Source organism: uncultured Aquincola sp. (assembly GCF_964001545.1).
GTDB lineage: Bacteria > Pseudomonadota > Gammaproteobacteria > Burkholderiales > Burkholderiaceae_C > Aquincola.
On the sequence record NZ_CAXFDV010000745.1, the window covers coordinates 1 to 3,896 of the forward strand.

Genomic DNA, 3,896 nt, shown 5'->3' on the forward strand with positions numbered 1-3,896 from the left:
AAGGTCACCTTCTACGACGGCACCGAGGCCGATGCACATGTGATCAACGTGCAGCCCGAGAACGACCTGGCCGTGCTGCAGGCGCAGAAGCTGCCCGACGACCTGGTGCCCGCCACCATGCGGTCCACCGGCGACCTGCGCCCCGGCGACCGGGTGACGGCGGTGGGCTTTCCGTTCGGCATCGGGCCTTCGGTGTCACACGGCGTGGTCTCGGGCCTGAAGCGCGAATTCCGCTCGCCCGAGGGCAAGCAGGTTCTCACCAACCTGATCCAGTTCGACGCGGCGGCCAACCCGGGCAACTCCGGCGGCCCGCTGGTCACCGACGACGGCGAGGTGGTGGGCATCGTCACCGCCATCCTCAACCCGGTGCAGCAGCGCTTTTTCGTCGGCATCGGCTTTGCCGTGCCGATCGAGAACGCCGCCGCCGGGGCCGGCATGCACCCCTTCTAGGCACCAGGAGCTTCATCGATGGAAAACCAACGCAGCGCCGCCGACGTCAGCACCTTGATGGAGCAGGTGCTCTACGAGGTCAAGCGGGTGGTGGTAGGCCAGGACCGCTTCCTGGAGCGTGTGATGGTGGCCATGCTGGCCCAGGGCCACCTGCTGGTGGAAGGGGTGCCGGGCCTGGCCAAGACGCTGACGGTGAACACGCTGGCCAAGGCGGTGTCGGGCCAGTTCAAGCGCATCCAGTTCACGCCCGACCTGGTGCCGGCCGACCTGGTGGGCACCCGCATCTACAACCAGAAGAGCGGCGACTTCAGCACCTCGTTGGGGCCGGTGTTCGCCAACCTGCTGCTGGCCGACGAAATCAACCGCGCGCCCGCCAAGGTGCAGAGCGCGCTGCTGGAAGTGATGCAGGAACGGCAGGTCACCATCGCCGGCACCAGCTACCCGGTGCCCAAGCCCTTCCTGGTGATGGCCACGCAGAACCCGATCGAGACCGAAGGCACCTACCCGCTGCCCGAAGCCCAGGTCGACCGCTTCATGATGAAGGTGATCGTCGGCTACCCGACGGACGAGGAAGAATTCGTCATCGTGCAGCGCGTCACCGGTGCCCCGGTGGACGTGGTGCCGGTGGCCACCACCGAGCAACTGGCCGCGCTGCAGCAGGAATGCCGGCGCTCTTATGTCGATCCGGCGCTGATCAACTACGCCGTCAAGCTGGTGGCCGCCACGCGTGAGCCGGGCCGCTTCGGCCTGCCCGACCTGGCCAAATACATCACCTTCGGCGCCAGCCCGCGGGCCACCATCAACCTGATTGAAGGCGCGCGGGCGCTGGGCTTCTTGCGCGGCCGCAACTACGCGCTGCCCGAAGACGTGAGCGACCTGGCCGCCGACGTGCTGCGCCACCGCCTGTCGCTGAGCTACGAGGCGCTGACCGACGGCATCACCGCCGAGCACATCGTCGCGCAGATCCTGCAGAAGGTGCCCGCCCCGGCGCGTCCGCTGGAGCACCAGGACGCCAAGGTCGTGAACGGCTGAGCCGATGGACGCCGACACCACCACCGCGCCCGGCGGCACCGAGGCCCTGCTGCACCAGCTGGAGTGGACGGTGCTGCGCCGCCTGGACGGCTGGCTGCAGGGCGACTACCGCACGCTGATGCGCGGCAACGGCCTGGACCTGGCCGACCTGCGCGAATACCAGCACCACGACGACGTGCGTCACATCGACTGGAACGTCACCGCCCGGCTGCAGCAACCGCATGTGCGCCAGTTCTCCGAAGACCGGGAGCTGAGCGCCTGGTTCCTGCTGGACCTCAGCCCGTCCATCGACTTCGGCGCCCGGGTGCGCAAGCGCACGCTGTCCACCCACTTCGTCGGCGCGATGGCGCGGGGCCTGACCCGCCACGGCAACCGCGTGGGCGCGATGCTCTATGGCAGCGAGGTGGACGCGGTGATCCCCGCGCGCGGCGGCCGCCGCCATGTGCTGCACCTGCTGCACCGGCTGCAGACTCGCCCGGCCGCCAAGCTGGGCACCGGCACCCGGCTGGCCGACCTGCTGCACCGGGCGGCGGCGGTGATTCCGCGGCGGGCCAGCGTGTTCGTGGTGTCCGACTTCATCAGCGAACCGGGCTGGGACCAGCCGCTGGCGCAGCTGGCCCGCCGGCACGACGTGGTGGCGGTGCGCCTGTATGACCCGCTGGAGATGAAGATGCCCGACCTGGGCATGGTGCTGATGCAGGACGCCGAAACCGGCGAGCAGATGTTCGTGGACACCGGGGCGCGGGGCTTTCGCCAGCGCTTCGAGAAGATCGCCGCCGAGCGTGAGGCGGCCTTGATGGACGGCCTGGCCCGGGCCGGCGTGGACGCGCTGGAGCTGTCCACCGAAGATGACCTGGCGGACGCGCTGCTGCGCTTCGTCGATGCGCGCAAGCAGCGCAGCCGGCTGGCCGCCGGCGCGGTGGGCGTGAGGAGGTTTGCATGATGAACGGCTTCAACTTCCTGTGGCCCGACCTGCTGTGGCTGCTGCTGGCGGTGCCGCTGCTGGTGCTGCTGTACCTGTGGCTGCTGCGGCGGCGCAAGCGCACGGCCGTGGCCTGGGCCAGCCTGGGCATCGTGAAGGAGGCGATGGGTCGCGGCACCGCCTGGCGCCGCCACGTGCCGCCGCTGCTTTTTCTGGCCGCGCTGGTGTCGCTGCTGCTGGCCACCGCCCGCCCGGCGGCGGTGATCACACTGCCGCTGGTGGAGCAGACCATCATCCTGGCGATGGACGTCTCGGGCAGCATGCGCGCCGCCGACGTGGAGCCCAACCGCCTGGTGGCGGCGCAGAACGCGGCCAAGACCTTCATCGGCGAGCTGCCACGCCAGGTGCGGGTGGGCGTGGTGAGCTTTGCCGGCACGGCCGCCGTGGTGCAGCCGCCCACCACCAGCCGCGAGGACGTGGTGGCCGCCATCGACCGCTTCCAGCTGCAGCGCGGCACCGCCATCGGCAGCGGCATCGTGCTGTCGCTGGCCACCATCTTCCCCGATGCCAACATCGACCTGTCGCAGGTGACCGGCCAGCGGCCGATGCCCGGCGCGCTGGACGAGAAGAAGCCCGACAACGCCGCGCCGGTGGAGCCGGGTTCGTACAACTCGGCGGCCATCATCCTGCTGACCGACGGCCAGCGCACCACCGGACCCGACTCCATCGACGCCGCGCGCATGGCGGCCGACCGTGGGGTGAAGGTCTACACCGTGGGCATCGGCACCAAGGAGGGCGAAACCATCGGCTTCGAAGGCTGGTCGATGCGGGTGCGGCTGGACGAAGAAACGCTGAAGAACGTGGCCTCGGCCACGCGGGCCGAGTACTTCTATGCCGGCACCGCCGAAGACCTGAAGAAGGTCTACCAGTCGCTCGGCTCACGCCTGACGGCGCAGAAGAAGGAGACCGAGATCACCGCCCTCTTCGCCGGCCTGGGCGCCGCGCTGGCGGTGGCGGCGGCAGCGCTGTCGCTGCTGTGGTTCAACCGGGTGCTGTGAGCGGCCTTCAGTTGAAGCGGGCCACCACCGTCGGCGCCGACGCTTCCGCGGCGGCTTCGGCTGCGCTCAGCCGCTTGCCGATGACGATCACCCGCTGAACCTCGGGCTCGGCCTGCGCCGGCACGCTGGCGCGCGGCGTGGCGGCCAGCCAGGCGGCGGCCACCGCGGCGGTCATCACGAGAACGGTGGCAAGGGTGGTGGTCTTCATGGTGCGGCTCCTGATCTGTTGAAGGCAGTGTCGGCAGCGGGCCCCGGCGCCGCCAGCCGCGTGCGACGAACTGCGGGCAGCGAGGGCTGAGCTGCAGCGCAGGCTGACCGTTCACGGCGGCTCGCTACGATGCGGCACCCGTTGCTTTGTCCAGGATTGCGTTTTCATGACCGGCCACGCCCGACCCTTGGTACGTGTTTTCGTCACCGGCCTGCTGGCCGCCCTG

Annotated in this window: 5 protein-coding genes; 4 read left to right on the forward strand and 1 reads right to left on the reverse strand. The window is 69.9% G+C overall.

Annotated features, from left to right (window positions below):
• The 4 genes from ABNT58_RS26135 to ABNT58_RS26150 all read left to right on the forward strand — a co-directional run.
• Window positions 1-450, forward strand: a 450-nt coding sequence (locus ABNT58_RS26135; RefSeq protein ID WP_348756301.1) for a trypsin-like peptidase domain-containing protein, incomplete at its 5' end; no start/stop codon positions are given.
• Between the two features lie 18 nt (window positions 451-468).
• Window positions 469-1,482, forward strand: coding sequence for a MoxR family ATPase (locus ABNT58_RS26140; protein ID WP_348756302.1), 1,014 nt, complete (start codon window positions 469-471; stop codon window positions 1,480-1,482).
• 4 nt (window positions 1,483-1,486) lie between these two features.
• Window positions 1,487-2,425, forward strand: coding sequence for a DUF58 domain-containing protein (locus ABNT58_RS26145; RefSeq protein ID WP_348756303.1), 939 nt, complete (start codon window positions 1,487-1,489; stop codon window positions 2,423-2,425).
• Window positions 2,425-3,462, forward strand: a complete 1,038-nt coding sequence (locus tag ABNT58_RS26150; RefSeq protein ID WP_348756304.1) for a VWA domain-containing protein — start codon at window positions 2,425-2,427, stop codon at window positions 3,460-3,462. Before ABNT58_RS26145 ends, ABNT58_RS26150 begins: the two co-directional genes overlap by 1 nt.
• A 7-nt stretch (window positions 3,463-3,469) precedes the next feature.
• Here ABNT58_RS26150 and ABNT58_RS26155 read toward each other — a convergent pair whose 3' ends face one another.
• Entirely contained in the window at window positions 3,470-3,670 is a 201-nt protein-coding gene (locus ABNT58_RS26155) for a hypothetical protein (RefSeq protein WP_348756305.1), read from the reverse strand.
• Window positions 3,671-3,896: the final 226 nt, after the last annotated feature.

Excerpts from the sequence above, each read along its gene's own strand:
- ABNT58_RS26140 (WP_348756302.1), top strand. The coding sequence starts at position 469 with ATGGAAAACCAACGCAGCGCCGCCGACGTCAGCACCTTGATGGAGCAG.
- ABNT58_RS26145 (WP_348756303.1), top strand. The coding sequence starts at position 1,487 with ATGGACGCCGACACCACCACCGCGCCCGGCGGCACCGAGGCCCTGCTG.
- ABNT58_RS26150 (WP_348756304.1), top strand. The coding sequence starts at position 2,425 with ATGAACGGCTTCAACTTCCTGTGGCCCGACCTGCTGTGGCTGCTGCTG.
- ABNT58_RS26155 (WP_348756305.1), bottom strand. The coding sequence starts at position 3,670 with ATGAAGACCACCACCCTTGCCACCGTTCTCGTGATGACCGCCGCGGTG.